At 63.3% G+C, this 24168-nt stretch carries 21 protein-coding genes; 15 read left to right on the top strand and 6 right to left on the bottom strand.

Annotated features, from left to right (window positions below):
* The first annotated feature begins 77 nt into the window (after positions 1 to 77).
* The 11 genes from AC5WNI_RS14205 to der all read left to right on the top strand — a co-directional run bounded on the left by AC5WNI_RS14205 (position 78) and on the right by der (position 12383).
* Complete coding sequence (locus tag AC5WNI_RS14205) at positions 78 to 1226, top strand: aminotransferase class V-fold PLP-dependent enzyme (protein ID WP_487885794.1); 1149 nt, start codon at positions 78 to 80, stop codon at positions 1224 to 1226.
* Positions 1227 to 1241: 15 nt separating this feature from the next.
* Positions 1242 to 1568 carry a HesB/IscA family protein gene (locus AC5WNI_RS14210; protein WP_166020123.1) on the top strand — a complete coding sequence of 109 codons (327 nt, stop codon included), beginning with the start codon at positions 1242 to 1244 and terminating at the stop codon, positions 1566 to 1568.
* Positions 1569 to 1809: 241 nt separating this feature from the next.
* Positions 1810 to 2235, top strand: a complete 426-nt coding sequence (gene ndk, locus AC5WNI_RS14215; protein WP_043333812.1) for a nucleoside-diphosphate kinase — start codon at positions 1810 to 1812, stop codon at positions 2233 to 2235.
* A 354-nt stretch (positions 2236 to 2589) separates the two neighbouring features.
* Positions 2590 to 3747 (top strand): dual-specificity RNA methyltransferase RlmN, encoded by a 1158-nt coding sequence (gene rlmN, locus AC5WNI_RS14220; RefSeq protein WP_175089142.1) that lies wholly within the window; start codon positions 2590 to 2592, stop codon positions 3745 to 3747.
* A 131-nt stretch (positions 3748 to 3878) separates the two neighbouring features.
* Complete coding sequence (gene pilW / locus AC5WNI_RS14225) at positions 3879 to 4787, top strand: type IV pilus biogenesis/stability protein PilW (RefSeq protein WP_175089141.1); 909 nt, start codon at positions 3879 to 3881, stop codon at positions 4785 to 4787.
* A gap of 335 nt (positions 4788 to 5122) precedes the next feature.
* Positions 5123 to 6142, top strand: a complete 1020-nt coding sequence (locus AC5WNI_RS14230; RefSeq protein WP_175089140.1) for a RodZ domain-containing protein — start codon at positions 5123 to 5125, stop codon at positions 6140 to 6142.
* Positions 6143 to 6153: 11 nt separating this feature from the next.
* Positions 6154 to 7269, top strand: coding sequence for a flavodoxin-dependent (E)-4-hydroxy-3-methylbut-2-enyl-diphosphate synthase (gene ispG / locus AC5WNI_RS14235; protein WP_043333809.1), 1116 nt, complete (start codon positions 6154 to 6156; stop codon positions 7267 to 7269).
* Between the two features lie 112 nt (positions 7270 to 7381).
* Positions 7382 to 8665, top strand: a complete 1284-nt coding sequence (hisS, locus tag AC5WNI_RS14240; RefSeq protein WP_175089139.1) for a histidine--tRNA ligase — start codon at positions 7382 to 7384, stop codon at positions 8663 to 8665.
* An 87-nt stretch (positions 8666 to 8752) separates the two neighbouring features.
* Complete coding sequence (locus tag AC5WNI_RS14245; RefSeq protein ID WP_233593351.1) at positions 8753 to 9409, top strand: YfgM family protein; 657 nt, start codon at positions 8753 to 8755, stop codon at positions 9407 to 9409.
* Positions 9406 to 10566, top strand: coding sequence for an outer membrane protein assembly factor BamB (bamB, locus tag AC5WNI_RS14250; RefSeq protein WP_175089137.1), 1161 nt, complete (start codon positions 9406 to 9408; stop codon positions 10564 to 10566). The genes AC5WNI_RS14245 and bamB overlap by 4 nt, the downstream gene beginning before the upstream one ends.
* 392 nt (positions 10567 to 10958) lie before the next feature.
* Complete coding sequence (der, locus tag AC5WNI_RS14255) at positions 10959 to 12383, top strand: ribosome biogenesis GTPase Der (RefSeq protein WP_043333806.1); 1425 nt, start codon at positions 10959 to 10961, stop codon at positions 12381 to 12383.
* Positions 12384 to 12557: 174 nt separating this feature from the next.
* Here der and AC5WNI_RS14260 read toward each other — a convergent pair whose 3' ends face one another.
* A complete protein-coding gene (locus AC5WNI_RS14260; protein WP_175089136.1) occupies positions 12558 to 13421 on the bottom strand; it encodes an ATP-binding protein in 864 nt (287 codons plus the stop codon).
* 237 nt (positions 13422 to 13658) lie between these two features.
* Here AC5WNI_RS14260 and AC5WNI_RS14265 point away from each other — a divergent pair, with 237 nt between their 5' ends.
* Together AC5WNI_RS14265 and AC5WNI_RS14270 are read left to right on the top strand one after the other, a co-directional pair.
* Positions 13659 to 14498, top strand: a complete 840-nt coding sequence (locus tag AC5WNI_RS14265; RefSeq protein WP_175089135.1) for a M48 family metallopeptidase — start codon at positions 13659 to 13661, stop codon at positions 14496 to 14498.
* 389 nt (positions 14499 to 14887) lie between these two features.
* The gene (locus AC5WNI_RS14270; RefSeq protein WP_175089134.1) at positions 14888 to 16075 is read left to right on the top strand and encodes an EAL domain-containing response regulator; all 1188 of its coding nucleotides are present in this window, start codon (positions 14888 to 14890) and stop codon (positions 16073 to 16075) included.
* Between the two features lie 204 nt (positions 16076 to 16279).
* Here AC5WNI_RS14270 and AC5WNI_RS14275 read toward each other — a convergent pair whose 3' ends face one another.
* Together AC5WNI_RS14275 and AC5WNI_RS14280 are read right to left on the bottom strand one after the other, a co-directional pair.
* The gene (locus AC5WNI_RS14275) at positions 16280 to 18661 is read right to left on the bottom strand and encodes an ATP-binding protein (protein ID WP_175089133.1); all 2382 of its coding nucleotides are present in this window, start codon (positions 18659 to 18661) and stop codon (positions 16280 to 16282) included.
* Between the two features lie 48 nt (positions 18662 to 18709).
* The gene (locus AC5WNI_RS14280; RefSeq protein ID WP_175089303.1) at positions 18710 to 19201 is read right to left on the bottom strand and encodes a putative pterin-binding protein; all 492 of its coding nucleotides are present in this window, start codon (positions 19199 to 19201) and stop codon (positions 18710 to 18712) included.
* A gap of 276 nt (positions 19202 to 19477) precedes the next feature.
* Between AC5WNI_RS14280 and AC5WNI_RS14285 the strand changes: the two genes are divergently transcribed.
* A complete protein-coding gene (locus tag AC5WNI_RS14285) occupies positions 19478 to 20194 on the top strand; it encodes a response regulator transcription factor (RefSeq protein ID WP_175089132.1) in 717 nt (238 codons plus the stop codon).
* A gap of 156 nt (positions 20195 to 20350) precedes the next feature.
* Here AC5WNI_RS14285 and aroE read toward each other — a convergent pair whose 3' ends face one another.
* The 3 genes from aroE to tsaC form a co-directional block, all read right to left on the bottom strand.
* Positions 20351 to 21184, bottom strand: coding sequence for a shikimate dehydrogenase (gene aroE / locus AC5WNI_RS14290; protein WP_175089301.1), 834 nt, complete (start codon positions 21182 to 21184; stop codon positions 20351 to 20353).
* 43 nt (positions 21185 to 21227) lie between these two features.
* Positions 21228 to 22148, bottom strand: coding sequence for an oxygen-dependent coproporphyrinogen oxidase (gene hemF, locus AC5WNI_RS14295; RefSeq protein WP_175089131.1), 921 nt, complete (start codon positions 22146 to 22148; stop codon positions 21228 to 21230).
* A gap of 179 nt (positions 22149 to 22327) precedes the next feature.
* Complete coding sequence (tsaC, locus tag AC5WNI_RS14300) at positions 22328 to 22909, bottom strand: L-threonylcarbamoyladenylate synthase type 1 TsaC (RefSeq protein WP_175089130.1); 582 nt, start codon at positions 22907 to 22909, stop codon at positions 22328 to 22330.
* A 304-nt stretch (positions 22910 to 23213) separates the two neighbouring features.
* On the opposite strand from tsaC, the gene AC5WNI_RS14305 reads away from it, so the two are divergent.
* Positions 23214 to 24098, top strand: a complete 885-nt coding sequence (locus tag AC5WNI_RS14305; protein WP_175089129.1) for a 5'-nucleotidase, lipoprotein e(P4) family — start codon at positions 23214 to 23216, stop codon at positions 24096 to 24098.
* The last annotated feature ends 70 nt before the right edge of the window (positions 24099 to 24168 follow it).

Raw genomic sequence — 24168 nt, forward strand, 5'->3', positions numbered from 1 at the left:
CCGCGCCCCGCCGCCCTCGAGATCGCCTTCATCACGTTCACCGTCATCACTGTCTGTCGTGTCTTCAGGAAGTCACCATGTCCCAGCCGATCTACCTTGACTATGCCGCCACCACGCCCGTCGACCCGCGCGTCGCCGAGCTGATGATGCGTCACCTGACGCAGGACGGCACCTTCGCCAACCCGGCCTCGCGCAGTCACATGCCGGGCTGGCTGGCCGAGCAGGCCGTCGAGGGTGCGCGTCGTCAGGTCGCCGATCTGATCGGTGCCGACCCGCGCGAGATCGTCTGGACCAGCGGTGCCACCGAAGCCGACAACCTGGCGCTGACCGGCTACATGCGTGCCAATGCCGCGCGCGGCCGCCATCTGATCACCTCGACCATCGAGCACAAGGCGATTCTGGATACCGCCAGTGCACTGGAAGCGGAAGGCTTCGAGGTCACGCGCATCGCCCCGCAGCCTGACGGGCGCATCAGCCCGGACAGCCTGCGCGACGCCCTGCGCAGCGATACCACCCTGGTATCGCTGATGGCGGTGAACAACGAGCTGGGCAGCCTGAATGACCTGGAGGCGCTGGGCGACATCGCCCACTCGCATGGTGCGGCCTTCCATGTCGATGCCGCCCAGGCGCCCGGCAAGGTGCAGATCGATGTCAGCCGTCAGCCCATCGACCTGCTGTCGCTGTCCGCCCACAAGGCCTACGGCCCCAAGGGCATCGGTGCGCTGTACGTGCGTCGCCAGCCGCAGATCAAGGTCGATGCCCTGATCCACGGCGGTGGTCATGAGCGCGGCATGCGTTCCGGCACCCTGCCGACCCATCAGATCGTCGGCATGGGCGAGGCCTACCGTCTGAGCGCCGGGCAGTTCGACGCCGACCACCAGCACCTCGTCGCGCTGCGTGACCAGTTCGTCGCCGGGCTTGCCGGCCTTGAAGGCGTGCACTTCAATACCGATATAGAGGTCAGCGCGCCCAACATCGTCAATCTCGCCTTCGAGGGCGTGGATGGCGAGGCGATGCTGATGGCGCTGCGCGGCATCGCGATTTCCACCGGTTCGGCCTGCAATTCCGCCAGTGTCGAACCGTCGTTCGTCCTCACCGGCATCGGGGTGCCCCGTCCACTGGCGCTGGCGTCATTGCGCTTCAGCTTCGGACGTTTCACCACCGCCACCGACATTGAATCCGCGCTCGGCGAACTCAGGCATGCCCTGATCTCGCTGCGCGCCTGACCCGGGAGACTGCTCATGGCACACCTGTCGATTTCCCCCTCCGCCGCCGACCAGATCCGCGTCGTGCTGGCCGAGCGCGGCCACGGCCTTGGCCTGCGTGTCTCGGTCAAGCCCAGCGGCTGCTCCGGCTACAGCTACGTGCTCGACTTCGCCGACGAGGCCAACGAGGAAGACGCCGTCTTCGTCGATCACGGCGCCACCGTCTATGTCGACACCGAAGCCCTCACCGTGCTCGACGGCTCCGAAGTGGATTACGTCAAGGACGGCCTGAACCGCTACTTCCGCTTCAACAACCCCAACGTCAAGGACGAGTGTGGTTGTGGCGAGAGCTTCAGCGTGTAGACCAGGCTTCAGCGTCCAAGCCAGACCTCAACGTCTGAGCCGACCCTCAGCGCCTCGCCAGCCCATGCCGACGAGGCGCTTGCCATCTGCGCGTCATGCGACTCAGGCATGATGGATGCAGCCGGTGGCACTTGCCGCTATAATGCCGCCCACTTTTGTCGCGCGCATGCCGACAGAGCCCGTTTTCCGCCGTGCGGCATCTGCCGTGCGGCTCTTCAAAGCTTGTCTCAGGAGATTCACCATGACTCAGCGTACTCTGTCCATCATCAAGCCGGATGCCGTTGCCAAGAACGTGATCGGCGAAATCTACTCTCGCTTCGAGAAGGCCGGTCTGCAGATCGTCGCTTCCAAGATGGTTCACCTGTCCAAGGAACAGGCCGAAGGCTTCTACGCTGAGCACAGCGAACGTGGCTTCTTCGGTGAGCTGGTCGGCTTCATGACTTCCGGCCCGGTCATGATCCAGGTGCTGGAAGGCGAAGACGCCATCACCAAGAACCGCGACCTGATGGGCGCTACCAACCCGAAGGAAGCTGAAGCCGGCACCATCCGTGCAGACTTCGCCACTTCCATCGACGCCAACGCCGTTCACGGTTCTGACGCGCCGGAATCTGCCGCTCGCGAAATCGCCTACTTCTTCGGCGACAACGAAATCTGCCCGCGCGGTTGATTTCGCCTTGTACGACTGAGAAGCCCAGCCCTTCGGGGCACGCGTCTCTCTGCCGTGCATGACACGACGGCCCTGCCTGCGAGGCGGGGCCGTCGTGGTATCGGACGTGCTGAAGCGCCGCGCGACAGCATGCATCTCCTGAAGCAGATTCGACGCTTGAGCAGGTCCGATACGCTTTTCTGAAAGCCGCTGCAGCGCCCTCTCCCCACGCCATGTGACGCCCACGCGCACTGCGCTGATGACGAGAGCCTCTTGAGGTCTGCGAGCCATCGCCACCTCCGCTGACAGCGTCGCCCTGCAGACGTCTATCCTTTGTGAGACGCCTGCCCATCCCTGACACGACCGGCCCATACCATGACTGATACCACTGCAACTGCCACCGATGCCGCGGCGCCTGCCGCCGTCAAGCTCACCAACCTGCTGGGCCTGCCGCGCCCGGCGATGGAAGCCTTCTTCGAGAGCATCGGCGAGAAGAAATTCCGTGCCACCCAGGTGATGAAATGGATTCACCAGGAAGGCGTCGACAGCTTCGACGAGATGACCAACCTGGCAAAGCCGCTGCGCGAGCGCCTCAAGCAGGTCGCCGAGATCCGTGCGCCGGGCATCGTCTATGAAGGCGAGTCCAAGGACGGGACCCGCAAGTGGGTATTGGAAGTCAGCGATGGCAGCTACGTCGAGACCGTGCTGATCCCCTCCGAGAACGGCAACCGTCGCACCCTGTGCGTGTCTTCCCAGGTCGGTTGCTCGCTGGACTGCAGCTTCTGCTCCACCGGCAAGCAGGGCTTCGAGCGTGACCTGACCGCCGCCGAGATCATCGGCCAGGTATGGGTCGCCACCCGTGGCGCCGAAGACCGCAAGGACACCCGCAAGCGTCCGGTCACCAACGTGGTGATGATGGGCATGGGCGAGCCGCTGATGAACTACGACAACGTCGTGCCGGCGATGAAGCTGATGCTGGATGACAACGCCTATGGCCTGTCCAAGCGTCGCGTCACCCTCTCCACCTCCGGTGTGGTGCCCAAGCTGGACCAGCTCGGTGACGAGATGGATGTCAGCCTGGCGATCTCGCTGCACGCGGCCAACGATGAACTGCGCAACGTGCTGGTGCCGATCAACCGCAAGTGGAACATTCGCGCGCTGCTCGACTCCTGCCATCGCTACCTGGCCAAGTGTGACGACGCACGTATCGTCACCATCGAGTACACCCTGATCAAGGACGTCAACGACCAGATCAAGCACGCCGAGGAACTGGCCGCGCTGCTCGACGAGCTGCCGTGCAAGATCAACCTGATCCCGTTCAACCCGTTCCCGCATTCCGGTTACGAGAAGCCGTCACGCAACCAGGTGATGCGCTTCCAGCAGCGTCTCTATGAGCTGGGCTATACCGCACCGGTGCGCGCGACGCGTGGCGATGACATCGACGCCGCCTGTGGCCAGCTGGTCGGTCAGGTCAAGGATCGCACCCGTCGCGCCGAGCGTTACATCAACGCCATCCAGCTCGACGCCGACTGAGCGGCTGCCAGCCCTGATCTGACGCTATCGCCATGGCCATGCGCCGCCCTGCCACCTTGACTTGTGGCAGGTGCGGCGCTTTGATGGGGGCGCTTTTGTTGCCTGCCGCGACCCTCGCCCGCAGGCACATCATGAGCCTTCATTCACGCGAGGATTGCATGCCGAGTCGTCTGCCCCGTCATCGCACCAATGAGCATGACCCTGTCGCGCATGACACTGCCGCACAGGGCCCCTGTCAGCATGATTCCCACACCCGCTCCGCTGCTCGCGGCATCACTCGCCGCACCAGAGCCCTGCTGCTGTGCCTCGGGCTTGCCGGCCTGACCCTCGCAGGCTGCGCGACACGCGTGGAAACCAACGACCCCTACGCTCCGCCGGATGACAACAAGGCCTCGAATGCCTACGTGGAACTCGGAGAGGCCTATCTGGGTCGTAATCAGCTGCAACGCGCCGACAGCGCCTTCCAGAAGGCACTCAAGCTGCAGAGCAACAATGCCGAGGCCAAGGCCGGACTGGCGATGATCTACCAGCGCCAGGGTGAGAATGTGCTCGCCGATGACTATTTCAATCAGGCCATTTCCAGCGATCCGTCCTTTACCCGTGCGCGCAACAACTACGCGGCCTTTCTCTATTCTCGCGGTGAATACGTCGAGGCCTGTCGGCAGCTCGAGATCGCGGCAGAAGACCTGACCTACGACAACCGTGGCCAGCTCTATACCAATCTGGGGCGCTGTCAGTTGCAGCTGGGCAAGACCAGCGAGGCCGCGAAGAGTTTCGAACGCGCCGTCAAGATCAACCCGCGTGAGTCAGAGGCCTGGTTGGCGGTGGCACGCATGTCGCATGACGCCGGCGACAATGACGCGGCCCAGTCGGCGCTGAGCCGCTACTTCCGTCTGGCAGGTACCGATAGCGACAGTCTCGCTCTGGCCGTCGATGTGGCCACCGCACGCGGCGACAACCGTCTGGCAGATCTCTACAGCCGTCAGCTGGAGCAGGTCATGACACGGGAATCCGGTCGCGCGGTGATTCGCACTCCCTGAGCGAGGCGCAATGACGCCACTGATGGCGCCACCTCGTGGGCGGGGTCGCTGCAAGCAGGACCGAGAAGACCGAAATGCCGGTGAAAATCTCGGCGCGGGCTTGGTATAGTGCCGACGCGGACGAACATATGTTCGTGCGCGTCGATTGGCATGGGGGTCATCGCTTTTCACGCTGCTCACTCGCACGATGACCGACGAGTCGTGCAGCACCCGGCCAATCGCGCGATAGCATCAGTCAGCATGCTCCAGCGTCAGTATCAGGAGCAGTTCCCGCAGTACCGGAAGAGCGCCCGGATGTGCGTTCGGTAGTCAGTTTTTCCTTACAAGGATGCGCCATGAGCGAACATCAACCCGCCCCTGATCAGCACGCCAGTGATTCACTGCCTGGCACGCGCCTCAAGCTGGAGCGCGAGCATCAGGGGTTGTCGCGTGATGAGGTGGCGACACAGCTCAACCTGCGCCCCAGCCTGGTCGATGATCTGGAACGCGACCACTACGACCAGATTCCCATTGCCGCGTATCGTCGCGGCTATCTGCGTGCCTATGCCCGTCTGCTGGGCATGGACGAGAAAGCGATCGTCGGGCAGTACAATGCCCAGTTCGGCACTACCGAAGCCGAGCGCTACACTCCCAGCTCCACACCGTCGGTGCGCCCGCCGGGCAAGATGGGCAAGTACCTGTTCCGCCTCGTCAGCCTGCTGGTCATCGCTGGCCTGATCGGCCTCAGCTACGTGTGGTGGCAGAGTGGCGATTATGGCCGCACCTCGCCGGCCGAAACCTCCGCCCTCGAAGGTGGCAGCGATGCGGACAACGACGCACCGGTCGTGAACGCCGATGGCTCCATCGAGCTTTCGCTCTCGCAGTCCTCTGCCAGTGAAACGGCGCCGCCCTCCACTGCTACCGGTGATGCATCTTCCGTCGAGGCAGCAGCCTCGTCCGAGGCCACAGCGCAGAGTGCTGACGCGCTCGATACGAGCGCAACTGCCGCCGCGCCGGGCGCTGCAGAGGCTGGCACGTCAGCATCTGGCGCTGCCACCGATAGCACCGCTGACGCCGATGCCAGTGCCGCCTCCTCACAAGAGAGCGCAGCAGAGGACGCTGCACCGGCGGCAGACCCGCGCAAGCTCGAATTGACGTTCAACATCAATTCCTGGACCGACATCCGTGATGCCGATGGCAAGCGCCTGCTGCGCGGCAGCAACGAGGCCGGCACCAGCACGACGCTGGAGGGCAAGCCGCCCTTCACGCTGACCATCGGCAATGCCTCTGGCGTCGAATTGCGTTACATGAATGAAGCGGTCGACCTCACGCGCGTGACGCGCGGCAGTGTCGCCAAACTTACCCTCGGTGAATGATCCGGAATCCCATGCATAGTCACTCCCCCATCAAGCGCCGCGTCTCGCGCAAGATTCATGTCGGCAATGTGGCCGTCGGCGGCGATGCACCGATTTCCGTGCAGAGCATGACCAACACCGATACCAACGATGTCGCCGCCACCGTCGCGCAGATCAAGCGCCTCGAGGATGCCGGTGCCGATATCGTGCGTGTCAGCGTGCCGGACATGGATGCCGCCGAAGCCTTTGGTCGCATCAAGCAGCAGAGCAACATTCCGCTGGTGGCCGATATCCACTTCGATTACAAGATCGCCCTGCGTGTGGCGGAACTTGGCGTCGACTGCCTGCGCATCAACCCGGGCAACATCGGTCGTGAAGACCGCGTGCGTGCCGTGGTCAGCGCCGCACGCGACAACGGCATCCCGATCCGCATCGGCGTCAATGCAGGCTCCCTGGAAAAGGACCTGCAGAAGAAATACGGCGAACCGACACCGGCGGCGCTGGTCGAATCTGCCATGCGTCACATCGACCATCTGGACCGCCTCGACTTCCAGGACTTCAAGGTCAGCGTCAAGGCCAGCGACGTGTTCATGGCCGTCGCCGCCTATCGTGACCTGGCGGCGCGCATCGAACAGCCGCTGCACTTGGGCATCACCGAAGCCGGCGGCCTGCGCTCGGGCACCGTCAAATCTTCCATCGGCCTGGGTATGCTGCTGATGGATGGCATCGGTGACACCATCCGCGTGTCACTGGCAGCGGACCCGGTCGAGGAGATCAAGGTCGGCTTCGACATGCTCAAGAGCCTCAAGCTGCGCGCCAAGGGCATCAACTTCATTGCCTGTCCCAGCTGCTCGCGTCAGAATTTCGACGTCATCAAGACCATGAACGAACTGGAGACACGTCTTGAAGACGTGATGACGCCGCTGAACGTCTCGGTCATCGGCTGTGTCGTCAATGGCCCCGGCGAAGCCAAGGAGACCGATGTCGGCCTGACCGGCGGCAGCCCCGCCAACCTGGTCTACCTGGACGGCAAGCCGGCCAGCAAGTTGACCAATGACACCCTGGTTGACGATCTTGAGCGACTCATCCGTGACAAGGTCGCGGAAAAAGAGGCCCGTGAGGCCGACACCATCATTCGCCAGAGCTGAGCTTGTCTCGGCTGGCTTGCGCGTCGAGAGTGACGCGCCTTCGTCTCCCCACCCGCCTGCATGACGTCATGCGAGCGCCGTGGGGAGACGCGCAAGAATTCAGGAGAGAACGTTGAGTACCAAGATCCAGGCCATTCGTGGCATGAACGACCTGCTGCCGGACCAGTCACCGGTATGGCAATACTTCGAGCACCAGGTGGAAGCGCTGATGGGCCAATACGGCTATCGCGAGATCCGCACCCCCATCGTCGAGCAGACCGCGCTGTTCAAGCGCTCCATCGGCGAAGTCACCGACATCGTCGAGAAGGAGATGTATACCTTCGACGACCGTAACGGCGACAGCCTGACCCTGCGTCCGGAAGGCACCGCCAGCTGCGTGCGCATGGCGATGGAGAATGGCCTGGTCCACAACCAGATCCAGCGTCTGTGGTACACCGGCCCGATGTTCCGCCACGAGCGCCCGCAGAAGGGCCGTTATCGTCAGTTCCATCAGGTGGGCGTCGAAGCCTACGGCATGGAAGGTCCGGACATCGATGCCGAGATGATCCTGATCTCCGCGCGTCTGTGGCGTCAGCTGGGCCTGCTGGAGCACGTCACGCTCGAGCTCAACTCGCTGGGTAGCCTCGAGGCGCGTGCCGCCTACCGTGACCTGCTGGTCGAATACTTCGAACAGCACCTGGATGTCCTCGACGAAGACTCCAAGCGTCGTCTGCACAGCAACCCGCTGCGCATCCTCGACACCAAGAACCCGGACATGGCCGCCGTCGTCGACGCCGCACCGCGTCTGGGGGATCACCTGGATGAAGAATCCCGCGTGCACTTCGAGGGCCTCAAGGCACGTCTCGACGCCGCCGGCATCGAGTACGTCATCAACCCGCGCCTGGTGCGTGGCCTCGATTACTACTCGCGCAGTGTGTTCGAATGGACCACCACCGCGCTGGGCAGCCAGGGCACCGTGTGTGCCGGCGGCCGCTACGACAGCCTGTTCGAACAGCTGGGCGGCAAGCCGGTACCGGCGGTCGGCTTCGCGATGGGCGTCGAACGCCTCATCCTGTTGCTCGAGACGCTGGAACTGGTACCGCAGGACGTCCGCGAGACCGTCGATGTCTACCTGATGTCGATGGGCGAGCAGGCCGAAGGCGAAGCCATGCGTCTGGCCGAAGAGCTGCGCACCGCCCTGCCCAACCTGCGCCTGGTGCTGCATTGCGGTGGCGGCAGCTTCAAGAGTCAGATGAAGAAGGCCGACAAGAGCGGTGCACGCATCGCGCTGATTCTTGGTGAGAATGAAGTCATCGAAGGCACGGTGGCGCTCAAGTTCCTGCGCGAGGAACGCGACCAGGAAACGCTGAACCAGCGTGCGCTGGGCGAACGTCTCGACAGCGTCTTCGACGCCTGAGACTGCCAATGAATATCGGGCGGAGAGCCAGCTCTCCGCCTCTCGAATGCAAGTGCCGGCATGCCGGCCAGGTCAAGGAGACCGCCCGTGGCGGAAGAGCTCAGAAGCGAAGAAGAACAGCTTGAAGCCATCAAGCGTTGGTGGAGCGAGAACGGCAAGTCACTGATTGCCGGTGTCGTACTGGCCGGCGCCGGTGTCTTTGCCTTCAAGGCCTGGCAGAACTACGAAGCCAGCCAGTCCGAAGCGGCCTCCGTGCGTTACCAGCAACTGATCAGCCTCGTCAGCCAGCCCAAGCTGGAAGACGCCGGTGTCAAGCAGGCGCGTACGTTGATCGGCGAACTGGAAAGCGAGCACGGCGACAGCCTCTACACCCAGATGGCGCACCTGCTGGATGCCAGCATGTCGGTCAAGGCCAACGATCTCGATGCAGCCGCCACGGCGCTGCAGAGCGTGATCGACAACAGCGATGACAGCTATCTGCAGGGGCTGGCCAGCCTGCGTCTGGCGCGAATCAACGTCGAGCGCGGCGACAACGACGCGGCACTCGCCCTGCTAAAGAGCCCGCCGGCGCCGCTGGCAGCGCAGGCGGCTGCGGTGCGTGGCGATGCCCTGGCCGCACAGGACAAGCGTGATGAGGCCATCGCCGCTTATCAGCAGGCCAGCGCCTTGTCGCAGGAAAGTGGTCAGCCGGTCTACGGTCTCGACCTGAAACTCGCCGATCTGGCTGCGGAGTCTTCTTCATGAGCGTCACTCGTCGTCTGAGCGTACCGGCCTCGCTGCTGGCCGTGAGTCTGCTGGCCGGTTGCGCCAGCAGTGCCCAACCGGAATATGCGCCCAAGGAGCTGGTCGATTTCGATCGCCAGGTCGCGCTGGATTCCGTCTGGAGCGAATCGGTCGGCAATGGCCTTGGCCGTGCCCACTATCCGTTGTCCCCGATCTTCGCCAACGACAGGCTGTTCGTCGGTGCCGAAGGCGGTGAACTGGAAGCCCTCGCCGCCGACAGTGGCGACGACATCTGGCAGACACGGTTGCCGGCTGGCATCACCAGCGCACTGAATGCCGATGCCTCCCGCCTGTACGTCGGTACGCGCGATGGCAAGGTCAGCGCCGTCAGCCAGGAAGATGGCAGCATCGAGTGGAGCACGCGTGTCTCCAGTGAAGTGCTGGCCGCGCCGCAGTACAACGACGAGCTGGTCGTGGTGCAGAGCGTCGATGGCACCGTGACCGCGCTTGATCGCTTCACCGGCGAAGAGCAGTGGGCCTATTCGGCCACGATTCCGGCTCTGACGCTGCGTGGCACCGGCGCACCGCGCGTCATCCAGCCGGTCACCTTCGCGGGCTTCGCCAACGGCAAGCTGGTCACGCTCGACAATCGCTCAGGTCAGGAACTGTGGGACCTGCGCGTTGCCGTGCCGGCCGGGCGTACCGAGGTGGACCAGCTGGTCGATCTCGATGGCCAGCCGGTGCTAACCCAGGATGGCCGCCTGTTCGTCACCAGCTACAACGGTCGCCTGATCGCGCTGGACGCTCGCAACGGCGAGCCGCTGTGGGACAAGCCGTCCTCCAGCTATCTGACGCCCATCGTGGTCGGCGATTACCTGTTCAGCATCGACAACGCCAGCCATGTGCTGGCGATGGATGCCAACACGGGCAACGTGCTGTGGAAGTCCGAAGACCTGGAAGGCCGCTGGCTGACCTCTCCGGCCTTCGTCGATGGCAAGCTGGTGGTCGGTGACTACGAAGGCTATGTGCACCTGATCGACGCCCAGAGCGGCGAGATGGCCGGCCGCTATGACGTGGGGGGCGATGGCATCAGCATTACCCCGCTGACCGAAGGCAAGCGCATCTATGTCTACACCAACGATGGAGAGCTGACGGCGCTGGACCTCGAAGCCCCGTAAGCCACTGATCGAGCGCGCACGTCAGCCTGCCCCGCAATCTGACATGCGCCTCGTTCAGCCCTCGTCACGACAACGGCAGCCACCTGGCTGCCGTTGTCGTAATGCGCCATTGGTAGCAACTCCCTGTCAATGCTAGAATGCTGCCCCCGCTGATCAGGCCTGCCGCACCACGCAGCCAATGATTCAGCCACGAGATATTTCCGCCGACAGTGCTGACCCCCTGTCGGCGGACCATACTGGATGCATGCGACGCCTGCGTCGTCATCCAGTGCCCCAAGTCCGATATCATCGCTATCGCCCTGCCTGCACAAGGTGCTTTCCAGCCATCATGGTTCGAAGCAGACCGTACGGGGCCGGCATCGATGCTATCCCTGCGAATGCTGTGAGATTCCATGAACCCCGTGATCGCCCTGGTCGGCCGCCCGAATGTCGGCAAGTCGACGCTATTCAATCGCCTCACCAAGACCCGTGATGCTCTGGTCGCCGATTTCCCCGGCCTGACCCGTGACCGCAAGTACGGCACCGGCAAGGTCGGCGGCAAGCCCTACACCGTCATCGACACCGGCGGCATCAGCGGTGACGAGGAAGGCATCGATCTGATGATGGCCGGCCAGTCCCTGGCCGCCATCGACGAAGCCGACATCGTGCTGTTCATGGTCGATGCGCGCGCCGGTCTGAACATGGCGGATGAGGCCATCGCCAATCACCTGCGCGTCAACCAGAAGAAGACCTGGCTGGTGGTCAACAAGACCGACGGCATGGACGAGGAGATCGGCAAGTCCGACTTCTGGACCCTGGGTCTGGGTGACCCGCGCGCCATCGCCGCCGAGCATGGCCGCAACGTCACCACGCTGCTGGAAGAGGTGCTCTCGCCCTACCCCGAAGTCGAGGAAGGCGAAGACGAGGACCTGCACCCGGAACTGGATGATCGCGGCGTGCGCATCGGCATCATCGGTCGCCCGAACGTCGGCAAGTCGACGTTGGTCAATCGCCTGCTGGGCGAAGAGCGCGTGGTCGTCTATGACCAGGCCGGTACCACCACCGACGCGGTGGAGATTCCCTTCGAGCGTCGTGGCAAGCCTTACCTGCTGGTCGACACCGCCGGGATCCGTCGTCGCAAGAACGTGCGCGAAGTGGTGGAGAAGTTCTCCATCATCAAGACACTGGAAGCGATCAAGAAGTGCAACGTCGCCGTGATGGTGCTCGATGCCCGCCAGGGGCTGGTCGAGCAGGACCTGCACCTGCTGGACTTCGTGCTGACCAGCGGCCGCGCGCTGGTGCTGGTGGTCAACAAATGGGATGGCCTGGAAAGCGAAGCCAAGGAGAAGATGCGCTCCGAGATCAAGCGTCGTCTGGGCTTTGCCGACTACGCTGACCTGCACTTCATCTCCGCGCTGCACGGCACTGCAGTGGGTGACCTCTACCCGTCCATCGACCGCGCCTTCGAAAGCGCCGTGGCCCGCTGGTCGACCAAGCGTCTGACCACCCTGCTGCAGGACGCCACCCAGGCGCACCAGCCGCCGATGGTCAACGGCCGTCGCATCAAGCTGCGCATGGCTCACCAGGGTGGCGCCAATCCGCCGCTGATCGTGGTGCACGGCAACCAGACCAACCGTCTGCCGGAAGCCTACAAGCGCTACCTGACCAACACCTTCCGCAAGGTGCTCAAGGTCAAGGGCACGCCGATGCGCTTCGAGTTCCGCTCCGGCGACAACCCCTTCGATGGGGCCCAGGGTGCTGATGACCGCGAGCGCGCGAAGGAGCGTTCACTGGCGCGTACCAAGGAAGCTCGCAAGGAGCGCAAGCAGCGCCGTTGATGGCGTGAACTGCGCCTGTGGGTGATGGCAGGCCAGCGGATCCGATCCGCCAGCCTGCCCCATGAAAAAGCCGCCCCTGCAGTCATCTGCAGGGGCGGCTTTTTCATGTCGCGAGCACTGATGTTTCAAGCATCTCAAGCGCCGCAGTCATCTCACGGGCGTCAAGCACCAGGCTCACGCCTCCAGCGTCTTCTGCCCCGCCCACAGATTGGCGAACTGCCAGGCGGCGCGCCCGCTACGCACCCCGCGCTGGGTAGCGTAGCGCAGCGCCTCGCCACGCGCCGCCTCATCGAAGCTGCCAGCGCCCAGACGCCATTCCACCCAATGCTGACAGGTCTCCAGATAGGCATCCTGATTGAAGGGGTGGAAGGCCAGCCACAGGCCGAAGCGGTCCGACAGCGAGATCTTCTCTTCCACCGCATCGCCATGATGCAGCTCGCCATCGACGATGTGGGTGGCCTGGTTGTCGCTCATGTGCTCCGGCAGAAGATGACGACGGTTGGAGGTGGCATATAGCAGCACATTCTCCGGCGGGCCGGTCAGTGTGCCATCCAGTACACTCTTGAGCGCCTTGTAGGCGTCATCACTGCCCTCGAAGGACAGGTCATCACAGTAGACGATGAAGCGATGCGGCTGCTGAGCCAGCTCGGCGACCAGCGCCGGCAGTGCCGGCAGGTCGTGGCGATCGATCTGGATCAGACGCAGCCCCTCACGACCCAGGGTATTGAGCAGTGCGCGGACCAGCGATGACTTGCCGGTACCACGCGCACCCCACAGCAGCGCGTGGTTGGCCGGCTTGCCCGCAAGGAAGGCGCGAGTGTTGGCCAGCAGCTCACGCTTCTGGCGTGCGATGCCGAGCAGATCCTCAAGTGTCAGGGCGTCACGCGGCGCGATCGGCGTCAGGCGCCCTCCCAGCGAGTGGCGAGTCCACAAGGCGGCGACATCGCGTGTCCAGTCCACTTCGACAGCCGTCGGCGGCAGCATCGGTTCGAGTCGGTCCAGCAGATGCGAGAGGCGGCGTTCAAACTCTGGCGACATGATGATTCCCTGTCAGATACATGGGGTCCGGGCCGTGGCAGGCCCATCAGATCACGCCCAGTATCTCATGCCCGGCGGGCCCGTCTGGCCCGACGTTGCTGTGATCTCAGCAACGTATCATTTCGCTGACTGCACCATTGCGTCTATCCGGTTATGCTATCTGCACGTTTCTTGCACGTTCAGCGTCGCCCTGCCGTGCGCTTGAAGATTGTCACGTCATCTAGCCAGGAGGCCCCAATGCCAGGATTGCTCGATCTCTCATCTCCCCGCGCCCTGCGTCGTCTGCTCCCGTTGGCGGCCCTTGCGGCGTCCGTCGCCCTGAGTGCCTGCGCCAGCTCTCCGCTGGGCCGCAGCCAGCTGACCCTCTACTCGGATCAGGAACTGGAGAAGATGGGGGAAGCCAGCTTCAGCAAGTACCAGCAGGAGCTGCCGGTGGTGGAAGGTCGTCAGGATGCCTACGTCAGCTGCGTGGCGGATGCGGTGACCGCCAAGGTGCCTGCCAGCTATGGCATCAGCGGCTGGCAGGTCAAGGTATTCGAGGACGAGTCCGCCAATGCCTTCGCGCTGCCGGGCGGCTATATCGGCGTCAACACCGGGTTGCTTGAGGTCGCCGAGAATCAGGACCAGCTGGCGACCGTCATCGGCCACGAGATCGCCCACGTGCTGGCGCGCCACGCCAACGAGCGCGTCTCGACCCAATCGCTGACCTCCGCCGGGTTGTCACTGACCCAGGCACTGGCAGGCCTCGAAGGCACCGGTGGCGATCAGCTCATGGGCCTGCTGGGCATGGGCGCGGAATACGGCGTGCTCAAGCCGTTCTCACGCTCCCACGAGTCCGAAGCCGACCTGCTGGGACTCGACCTGATGGCCGAAGCCGGCTTCGACCCGCGCGCCAGTATCAAGCTGTGGGCCAACATGAACGCTGCCGGTGGTGCGCAACCCCCGGTGTGGATGTCGACGCACCCCAGTGATGAGCAGCGCATGGCGGCCCTCAACGAGCGCCTCGAGACCGCTCTGCCGACCTATCAGCAGGCCCGCGCCGCCGGCGAGAAACCCGACTGCAATCGACTGCGCTGAAGCCAACTGTATGGTGTGGCTTGATCAGTCTCAGGTGTCAGTCTGAGGTAACACCCACTCGCGCGGCCCTCTGGAGAACCCGGGGCTGCGCGAGCGGCGGCAGTTTCCATCCAGCTGCCCGCCCCTTGCTTGTTGGCTGATCTTCCCCGCCTCTCCTTGGCCAGCTGCCCCTGGCAGCCTCTCCCATGGCTGGCTCACGCTACCCGCTCTCTGAACTATCGACCTGACTTCCCGAATGTAAAAAGAAGCCGTCAAATGTGTCGATATCCGCGAATCATGTAACCGCATTGCTAATCTGGAATCACCTGCTCGCCTGCGCACTGCTCATGCAGACACTTCAAGCGCAACGGAGCGAGCGTATTCCCGACACTCGCTTGAGGATGCCTTACATGACTCGACACGCACTCATCATTGACGACGACCCAGATTTTCGTGAACTCATCAACGGGCTGCTTTCCGCCCATGGTTTCGACTGCACGCAAAGCGAAGGGCTGCAGGACATCGCCTGCAACCCCGCCTGTCTGGAGACGGACCTCATCCTGGTGGACTACGAACTGGGCGACTTCACCGGAGATGATGTGCTCGGCTATCTACGCGAACGCAATGTCGAGGCGGGCATCATTCTGATGAGCGCCTGTCACAACGACGACATGCAAGCGATGGTCGCCAGGGGCAAGCGCAGCGGTCTGGAGATGCTGGGCCAACTCGGCAAACCCTTCGACATCATGCATCTGGCCTCTCTGCTGGCAGAGCTAGACAAGCAACGCAATCCGCTGACACTTGATGAGCTGGATGATGCTCTGACCGAGCGCCAGCTTCACCTCGTCTACCAGCCCAAGATCGACCTCGCCAGCGGCCGGCTCAGCGGCGCGGAGGCTCTCGTGCGCTGGCAGCATCCTCTACGCGGCATGGTCATGCCTAACCAGTTCATTGCCCTGGCGGAGCGCAGCAACCGTATCGAGGCCCTCACCTGGCAGGTCATCGAGCATGGCTTCCGCCAGCAGGGCCAATGGCAGTCCCAGGGGCTTCACCTTGATCTCGCTCTCAACCTGTCACCGCAGCTGCTGCGCACCCGTGACATGCTGAAGACGCTGGACGCCCTGGCCAGTCAGCATCATGTCGATCCGCACTCCATCACGCTGGAACTCACGGAGAGCTGCGGGATCGACTGCCTCACCTATGCTCGTCACCTGCTGAATGCCATTCGCGAGCGCGGCTATCGCCTGGCGCTGGATGACTTCGGCACCGGTTTCTCCTCGATGATGCAGCTCTACAACCTGCCATTCGACGAGCTGAAGATCGACCAATGCTTCGTCGGGCGCAGCGACAGCCACCCGGAAGCGCGCGCCATCACCCGTACCATCGTCGAACTGGGTCAGCGCCTGAATCTCGCAGTGGTCGGTGAAGGCATCGAGACCGCGGAACAACGCGATTACCTCTGCGATACCCGCTGCAATATCGGCCAGGGTTATCTGTTCGCGCGCCCCATGCCCGTCACCGATTTCAATGCCTGGAGTCGCTGCCCGCCCAGCGCTGTCAATGCACTCAGCCAACGCCACGCCTCCGCCGTCCACTGAGGGAGCTGACATCCCCCGCAACACAAGACAGTCAGCGGAAATACCGCAACTCCTTCACTACACAGACGCCACCCATGTCACCATGGGTGGCGTCTGTGTAGTGAGGGCCAGGATGAAGAGAACGAGTGAAGGCGGGAACGGGAGAACAAGAGGGGCGGTAGTGAAGCTAACAGCGATCTATCACGCCATCACGTCCCAATACTCTCAGGAGAACAGATAGCCTTCTGCGAGGAGGCTGTCCCGCGTCGGTATACACAAGGAGCGCAACGTGGCGACATGCTGGTGTACCCGGGGCATGTCGTCGCTGCTCACGGCCTCCTCCAGCGCCTTGGCGCCACCGGCAATGCCGCTGCATCCCAGCGAGGCTGACGCCCCTTTCAGGGAGTGTGCCTCGCGCTTGAGCTCCGTAAGATCCCTCTGCTTCAGCAGAGTTACCATTAGATCAAGGCGTCCTTCGAGCCGCGTCAGATAATTGCTCAGCAGCCGTGAATAGGCCTCGCCACTCAGGGTCGCGAGCAGCTCCTGACAGGTTGCGTGTTGCAGCAATGACGGCGCGGCATCAGACAGAGCGCGCGCGACTGAGTCGTCAGTTGCCACATCGAGCGCCGGAGCAGCGTCGATCTGCGCGTCCTGATCTTCAGCCGCTGACGAGCTGACGCCATCATCGCCAGGTGCCTGCACGGCGGTTGTCCGCTCGCCAGCCGAAGCCTCTGGCTTGTCTGGCGCGAGCACCTTCTCCTGCGAATCAGAGCTCTGGACCAGATACTGTTGCAGTACCCGATGCAGATCATCACGCGTGAAAGGTTTGTGCAGCACCCCCTGCATGCCGGCATCGATACAGCGGCGTGCATCCTCCTGCATCACGTTGGCGGTCATCGCGATGATCGGCAGACGAGCGCTGGCGGGTTGCTCGGCCTCGTGATGACGCCAGCGACGCGTTGTCTCGACGCCATCCAGTACCGGCATCTGCATGTCCATGAACACCAGATCGACATCGTTGCCAGCCTGCGCCAGCCATTCGAGTGCCTGCTCACCGTCTTCCACCACCGTGACCTGCTGTCCCAGATACTCGAGCATGGCCCGCGCCAGTGACTGATTGACCTCGTTGTCTTCCACCACCAGCACGCTTGCGTGGGGCAAGGGCGCATCTCCCACCGCCTGCTGCGGACAAGCCTCGGCGGCGGTCAATACCGGCAATGGCACGCGGCACCAGAAGCGGCTGCCGAGCCCGAGATGGCTCTCGACGCCGATCTCGCCGCCCATCGCCTCCACCAGTCGCTTACAGATGGCAAGCCCGAGCCCGGTGCCTTCATGACGGCGCGCAATCGAGGTATCCACCTGGGTGAAGGGGGCAAACAACTGGCTCACCTGGTCGGCGGCGATCCCGCAACCGCTGTCGTGAACCTCGAAATGAAGCGTCTCGCCATCTTCCAATGATGCCCTCAGCCGGATGGTGCCCTGGGGACAGAACTTGAAGGCGTTGTTGAGCAGGTTGGTCAGTACCTGACGCAGGCGATTGACGTCCCCCTTGACCCAGATAGGCAGGTCATCGCCACGTTCTTCGAGGAAGATGCGCGAGCATCCCTTGCCGGCATTGCCTGTCTGGCGATGGTAGTGCGCGGCCAGGGAATCGAGGAATTCGGGCAGCGAGAAGCAGCGCTGATCCAGTTCCAGCTTGCCGGCTTCGATCTTGGAATAATCCAGCACATCATTGATGACGGCCTGCAGACTCTCGGCACTCTGGCGTAACATCGCCAGATATTGCTGGCCACGCCGGGTCGAGACTTCCTCGCCGATGAGGTCCGACACGCCGACCATGCCATTGAGCGGGGTGCGTATCTCATGGCTCATGATCGCCATGAATTCCGACTTGGCACGACTGGCCGCCTGAGCCAGCTGCACCATGCCATCCAGCTCCTGGGTGCGTTCCTCCAGCTTGCGGGTCTTTGAGGCCCGTCCGCGACTCTCGACGATCAGCGCGACCACCAGCACGATGCCGCTCAACGTCATCAGCAGCACCAGCGACAGTGCGAGGGCATACAGGTTCAGGAGCTCCGAGCGCTCCTTGGTGCGTTGGATAGCGGCCTCGGAATTGATGTTCAGCAGCAGCTCGCCGGTCTGCTCCTGAAGCGAGGCAAGCCGGCTGAGTATCTGAACATAGAGGGACGCATCACGCGCCTGACGACTCGCCAGGTCCATGATGGCGCTGTCCAGCACCTCGATTCTGGGCAACATGGCCATCAACTGGGAATGCAGATCGGGCATCCCCGCCAGCATGCTGCCCAATTGGCCGCTTTGCAGAAGCTGCACCCGGCTATAGAGGATGTCGAGCCGCAACAGCAGCTCGCTGTCATCCATCAAGGCGGGCGGCGTCGGGGTCTTCTGTTCCTCGGCCACCACCATGCGCAGCTCGCGAACTTCCCTGTCGAACTGATAGACCGCCCAGATCAGATTCTCACGCAGCTTGTGCTCGAGTGCCTGCTGACGCTGATAGACCAGAACGCCAGTCACCAATGCCGAGACGAAGAACAACGTCGCGGCAATGGCGATGGCGGTTCTGAAATGCAGGGAACGGAGTGGGTTCATGCACGGGCATCCTGCCAGAGCTCATGAAGTTGAGCGGTAAAAGCGGGGTCAGCGTTCAATTTCAATGCGCTTCACCTGCCAGACAGAGCGGGTCATGATTTCCTCGTTGAGGAGATCCGGCTGCTCACTGAAGGGGTAGATGATGAAGATGGGGCCATTGTCGCGCACACGCAGTCGCTTGCCATCGACTTCCATGGCCAGTATCACCGGATGATCGAAATAGTCCTGCACCGGCGCGGTGGCGGCGTAGTCGTTGAGCGCCACGATACGCATGGTGCCATCCTCGACGCCCACTGCCTCCATCAACGCTGAACCGAGCGGACCGCTGAAGCTCACTTCGCCGTCATGCCAGGGAGTCGTGGTCACGGTTTCCCGTTGCGTCAGCGCCATGAGCATGGCGCGATCGAAATGCGCCTCGCCTCCGGCGTTGGCATGGGTAACATCCCCGGTGACGCGCAGCACCACCGGCCCCTGCGGAGCCTCGAGGGCCATGGCGAAGGGGGAAAACGACAGTGTCAGCAGCACAAGCCAGTGGCGCATACGGGGTAACGCCATGGTGAGGCATCGCAGGAGAATGAGAAGCGGCATGGGAAGACTCCAGGGGTCATGGACAACCATGGACGACGGCCGGGGATTCGCCGTCGCGTATCATCCTCGCCATTCACGCGTCAGCAGCGGCACCGCGCCATAAAGCAGCGAGAGGGGATGAACTCGAGTATATGTCGTCATCGTCCTGCCAAACGTGAACCATTGTGACGCGGTCTCACGCAAGAGACGCGTAGACTGCTTGCGATACCCACGCAGGGAGGCAGCGACATGCAAATCGGCATTCTGGAAGATGATCATGATCAACGTGATTACCTGACCCTGTGTCTAGAGGCCCAGGGACATGAGCTGGCAGGCTTCGAGCGCGCCAGTCAGTTGTTGCGCGCACTGCGCGAGCACAGCTTCGACCTGCTGATCATCGACTGGCAACTGCCGGATGCCTGCGGCATGGAGCTGACACGCACGCTGCGCAGCGAGCACGGCTGGCGGGGGCTGATCCTGTTCATCACCGCAAGCCAGGGAGAGGAGGATGTCGTGCATGCGCTTCAGCACGGTGCCGATGACTTCCTGGCCAAGCCGATCCGCCCTGCCGAGCTCGCGGCGCGTGTGGAAGCGCTGGGCAGGCGTTTCGTCACCTCCGACACCAATTACCTGCAACCCAAGGTGGCCATCAGCGATCAATACCGGATCGAGCCGGATGAACATACCATCTGGTGCGGCGAGGAGCCGGTCGCCCTGACCCAGCGCGAGTATCAGCTGGCCTCCCTGCTGCTGCGCCATGTCGGAGAGCTTTACTCACGCGCCTACCTGCTGGAGATGATCTGGGGGGTCAACGGGGATATCTCGACCCGTACGGTCGACACCCACGTCAGCCGCTTGCGGCGCAAGTTAGGACTGAACGGCAGCCGTGGGCTCAGGCTGAAAAGCGTCTATCAGTACGGATATCGGCTCGAATCCTGTGCCACGGCCCCCGTCAAGAGCAGTTGAGCATCAACAGCGAGGCGTGAGCACGCTGGACCGTGGCCAACAAAAAAAGAGCGGGAGACTCGTTAGAGTCCCCCGCTCTTTTTCAACGTCTACCGCCTGGCTGTTCATCTGGCTGGCCGTCTGAAACGACGTGCACGCCTGGCAAGCCCACGCGGTTCACCCCTCCGCCAGCAACCTGCGCAACATGCCCGCCACCGGCCCCGTCTCCGGTCGCTTGTGACGCCACAGGAAGTAGGATTCGGCCGCCTGCTCCACCAGCATGCCGAGACCATCCTCGACCCGCGCACCGCGCTCGCTGGCCCAGCGCATGAAGACGGTCGGCTCGGCGGCATACATCATGTCGTAGGCGAGCGCCTGCGGAGAGAACAGCGAATCCGGCAACGGCGGCAGCTCGCCGCCCAGCGATGCGCTGGTGCCATTGATGACCAGATCGAACGGGCCCTCGATGGCCGCATAACTGCCGCCGGACAACTGGCAGCCTTCTCCCGCCAGGTCAGCGAAGTCCTCGGCCAGCGCACTGGCCTTGGCAGCGGTGCGATTGGCGATCACCAATGCCGCCGGCTGCTTGGCCAGCAGGGGCTCCAGCACACCACGCACGGCGCCCCCCGCGCCGAGAATCAGGATGCGCGCCCCCTTGAGCGGCGCCTCGAGACGCTCGAGATCACGGGTCAGGCCGACACCATCGGTGGTATCGCCGTACAGCTGCCCCGTCTTGCCGAGCATCAGCGTATTGACGGCGCCGGCGCGTCGGGCACGCGGACTCAGCACATCGACCAGCCGGAAGGCCTGCTCCTTGAAGGGCATGGTGACATTCGCCCCCTGGCCACCTTCGGCGACGAACTCGGCCCATCCGGCCGCGAAGTCATCGACCGGCGCCAATCGTGCCTCATAACTCAGGGAGTCCTTGAGCTGCTCAGCGAAGGAGCGATGGATCAACGGGGATTTCGAGTGGGCAATCGGGTTGCCGAATACAGCGTAACGGGACATCAGGACTCCGGGGCAATCACAGAAAAGCGTCAGGTCAATGTGGCGATCAGGCCTCTTCGCCCAGCCAGTCGCGGGCATGCAGGAAGTCGCGATACAACACCGCTTCGGTACTGCCTTCCTCGGGCTCGTAGCCGTACTCCCAGTGCACCACCGGCGGCATCGACATCAGGATCGACTCGGTACGTCCGCCGCTCTGCAGGCCAAACAGCGTGCCACGGTCCCAGACCAGGTTGAACTCCACGTAGCGCCCGCGGCGATAGAGCTGGAAGTTGCGTTCACGCTCACCATAGGCCGTCTCGCGGCGGCGCTCGACGATGGGCAGATACGCCTCAAGGAAGCTGTCGCCGACGGATTGCTGGAAGGCGAAACAGCGCTCGAAGCCCCACTCGTTGAGGTCATCGAAGAACAGGCCACCCACGCCCCGCGTCTCGTCGCGATGCTTGAGGTAGAAGTACTCGTCACACCAGGCCTTGTAGCGCGGATAGACATCACTGCCGAAGGCGATGCAGGCATCATAGGCCGTCTGGTGCCAGTGACGCGCGTCTTCTTCATGCGGGTAGAACGGCGTCAGATCGTAGCCGCCCCCGAACCACCATACCGGCGCTTCGCCCTCCTTCTCGGCGATGAAGAAGCGCACATTGCCATGGCTGGTCGGCACGTGCGGGTTGTGCGGATGCAACACCCAGCTGACCCCGACGGCGTGGAAGCTGCGACCGGCCAGCTCCGGACGCACCGCCGTCGCGGAAGCCGGCAATTCATGCCCGAAGACATGCGAGAAATTGACGCCACCCTTCTCGAAGACGCCGCCATTCTCGATGACTCGTGAGCGACCACCGCCGCCCTCGGCACGCTCCCAGCTGTCTTCACGGAAACTTGCCTGGCCATCGCAGGCTTGCAGTGCCTCGCACAGGCGGTCTTGCAGATCGAGCAGGTAGACCTTGACGTCTTCGAGATTGGCGTGGGCCACGATGCCTCCGGTAGAACGGGAATGAATGATGACGGGGCGACACCCGTCGTTGGCCGCTGCTGGCGGTGAACTACCAGCTTACCGCGACACGCTACGCTCGGCAGGCCGGAAGATACCCCTATTGGGCACCTGGATGACGCGGCACTGATCTGGATCAACCCGAGCGGCGATCCTGCTGCTCAGGCGCGTAGTACCTTGCCGGTCGCGAGATCACGAATGGTGCTGGGTCGCGGGTTGCCACCGAGCGGCCCCTCGAGGATCACGTCATTGACCAGCGCGTCGCCGAAGGCGTCACGCACCTCGTCTGCAGTCATGGCAGGCGACTCGCCGGCGCGGTTGGCCGAGGTCGACACCAGCGGGCCACCGAAGGCGGCGCACAATGCCCGGACCAGCGGATGATCGGTCACGCGCACGGCCAGGCTGACGTGCTCACCGCGCAGCAAGGGGTGCGCACGGCCATTGTCAGGCACCAACCAGGTATAGGGCCCGGGCCAGCTGGCCAGCAGCTGCTCACGCTGCTCGACGGTAACTCCCGCCAACCAAGGTTCCAGCTGAGCGATATCACCGGCGATCAGGATCAGGCCCTTGGCGGCGTCACGGGACTTGAGCTTGATCAACCGTGCCAAGGCCTCACCATCATCGGGATCACACCCCAGCCCCCAGACGGCCTCGGTGGGATAAGCAACGATGCCCCCATTGCGAAGACAGGCAGCGGCGCCGTCGAGGGCACGCTGATCCAGCGAAACATCACTGACATTCATGATCTGCTCGAACTCCTAGCTGCGGCAACACGATGGCGGCGATTCTAGCACGCTCACCGGCGCGAGACCGACGCTGCACATCGACGCAACACGGCGTCGCGCCGGGGTGGCATAGGCGCACCGCCCAGTTCACGGCATGATGAATGGGTCCATCGCCCTCAGGGTATTGCGAAACTGACGCAAAGGCTTGTTTCAAAAGACTATCGAGATCATTTGGACACTTTGCTGGACAGTCTTCAGCGCCGGGCCTGGTGGCGTTTCCCCCACTTTCCCTCCCTCTTTTCTTCAGACAAGGATGTGATCCATGCGTCGCGCTTTCTCACTGACCACCTCAGCCGCTCTACTGCTGGCATTGGCAGGCTGTGCCAGCTCTGGCACCCAGACACCGACAGCGCCGGCGCCACGCCCTGCCCCGCTGCAGGATGCCGCGGCGCAGGCGCCCTTGAGCGACCAGGCCATGCTGGCGACCCTGTGGATACAGCGCAGCGCGGAGTTTCATGCCCTGTCACTGCAGGCCTTCAACGTGGCCCACGACCGCCTGAATCTGGCGCTGGCGCGTCGCCAAGCACAGGACAAGCCGCTGGCCGTGGTGGTCGATGTCGACGATACCGTGCTCGACACCACCAGCTACGGTGGCTGGGCGCTGCGTGAAGGCCGCACCTATGACAGCCAGAGCTGGGCTGACTGGGTGGATGATGCCGTCTCCACGGCTTCACCGGGCGCCGTCGACTTCCTTAACTACGCTCACGAAAGCGGCGTCGATGTCTACTACATCACCAACCGCAAGGCGGCCGGAAAGCAGGCCACCATCGCCAATCTTGCCGCGCTCGGCTTCCCGCAGGCCAATGCCGAGCACGTGATGCCGCGCACCGACAGCTCCGACAAGACCGCGCGTCGCGCGCGGGTCACGGCCGAGCATGACATCGCGCTGCTGATGGGCGATAACCTCGGCGATTTCGATCAGGCCTTCCAGCAGTCCACCACCCGCGCACGTAATGCCGAGGTCGCCCGCCAGGCGGATCAGTTCGGCCGTCGCTTCGTACTGCTGCCGAATCCGACCTACGGCGAGTGGGAAGGCGTGCTCTACGATGGCAACTGGGGTGCCAGTGAGCACGAGAAGCGCGCCATGCGTGATGCGGCGCTCAATGCCTGGCAGCCCGAGAGCGGCATGGTCAGCCAGGGCAAATGAGTTCAGGGTGCCGGCCTCTCGGATCAACACTGCCAGGCCGGCAACCTCAGATCACCAATGTCAGGACGGC

It is taken from the genome of Cobetia sp. PDI-12MA (genome assembly GCF_059507695.1).

What these genes read in the sequence shown, in the direction of transcription:
- AC5WNI_RS14305 (WP_175089129.1), top strand. Translation starts at nt 23,214, where the DNA reads ATGCGTCGCGCTTTCTCACTGACCACCTCAGCCGCTCTACTGCTGGCA.
- AC5WNI_RS14210 (WP_166020123.1), top strand. Translation starts at nt 1,242, where the DNA reads ATGGCACACCTGTCGATTTCCCCCTCCGCCGCCGACCAGATCCGCGTC.
- AC5WNI_RS14270 (WP_175089134.1), top strand. Translation starts at nt 14,888, where the DNA reads ATGACTCGACACGCACTCATCATTGACGACGACCCAGATTTTCGTGAA.
- pilW (WP_175089141.1), top strand. Translation starts at nt 3,879, where the DNA reads ATGAGCCTTCATTCACGCGAGGATTGCATGCCGAGTCGTCTGCCCCGT.
- AC5WNI_RS14285 (WP_175089132.1), top strand. Translation starts at nt 19,478, where the DNA reads ATGCAAATCGGCATTCTGGAAGATGATCATGATCAACGTGATTACCTG.
- AC5WNI_RS14230 (WP_175089140.1), top strand. Translation starts at nt 5,123, where the DNA reads ATGAGCGAACATCAACCCGCCCCTGATCAGCACGCCAGTGATTCACTG.
- ndk (WP_043333812.1), top strand. Translation starts at nt 1,810, where the DNA reads ATGACTCAGCGTACTCTGTCCATCATCAAGCCGGATGCCGTTGCCAAG.
- ispG (WP_043333809.1), top strand. Translation starts at nt 6,154, where the DNA reads ATGCATAGTCACTCCCCCATCAAGCGCCGCGTCTCGCGCAAGATTCAT.
- AC5WNI_RS14280 (WP_175089303.1), bottom strand. Translation starts at nt 19,201, where the DNA reads ATGCGCCACTGGCTTGTGCTGCTGACACTGTCGTTTTCCCCCTTCGCC.
- bamB (WP_175089137.1), top strand. Translation starts at nt 9,406, where the DNA reads ATGAGCGTCACTCGTCGTCTGAGCGTACCGGCCTCGCTGCTGGCCGTG.
- AC5WNI_RS14205 (WP_487885794.1), top strand. Translation starts at nt 78, where the DNA reads ATGTCCCAGCCGATCTACCTTGACTATGCCGCCACCACGCCCGTCGAC.
- AC5WNI_RS14260 (WP_175089136.1), bottom strand. Translation starts at nt 13,421, where the DNA reads ATGTCGCCAGAGTTTGAACGCCGCCTCTCGCATCTGCTGGACCGACTC.
- tsaC (WP_175089130.1), bottom strand. Translation starts at nt 22,909, where the DNA reads ATGAATGTCAGTGATGTTTCGCTGGATCAGCGTGCCCTCGACGGCGCC.
- AC5WNI_RS14275 (WP_175089133.1), bottom strand. Translation starts at nt 18,661, where the DNA reads ATGAACCCACTCCGTTCCCTGCATTTCAGAACCGCCATCGCCATTGCC.
- der (WP_043333806.1), top strand. Translation starts at nt 10,959, where the DNA reads ATGAACCCCGTGATCGCCCTGGTCGGCCGCCCGAATGTCGGCAAGTCG.
- rlmN (WP_175089142.1), top strand. Translation starts at nt 2,590, where the DNA reads ATGACTGATACCACTGCAACTGCCACCGATGCCGCGGCGCCTGCCGCC.
- AC5WNI_RS14265 (WP_175089135.1), top strand. Translation starts at nt 13,659, where the DNA reads ATGCCAGGATTGCTCGATCTCTCATCTCCCCGCGCCCTGCGTCGTCTG.